Consider the following 272-nt stretch of genomic DNA (forward strand, 5'->3'; position numbering starts at 1 on the left):
GGTTTTGGGCCGCGGCCGCCCCGCCGGCCAGGGTGTAGTCCAGGGTGGAGGCGAGAGCGAGGGCGGTGGTGTAGTCACCGTCCGCCGGGTCTTGGTGGGGCAGGGTGCGCAGGACCCGGGCCCGGTAGGTCAGGGTGAAGGCATCGTTTCCGGCGTCGTTGTCGCCGGCGCTGGTGATGCTCCCGAAGGACCAGGTGAGGGTGCCGGTGTCGCCGGGGGTGGGGGTGGCGACCCCGGTCAGGGTGAAGGGCCCCGCGCCGTCCCAGGTGCCA

At 73.5% G+C, this 272-nt stretch carries 1 protein-coding gene; it reads right to left on the reverse strand.

Going from position 1 to position 272, the window contains the following annotated elements:
• Positions 1 to 272 (reverse strand): hypothetical protein (locus ACYQ8L_RS18750; protein ID WP_459943328.1); only part of this gene is annotated, 272 nt, incomplete at both ends.

This window comes from Deferrisoma palaeochoriense, assembly GCF_054656955.1.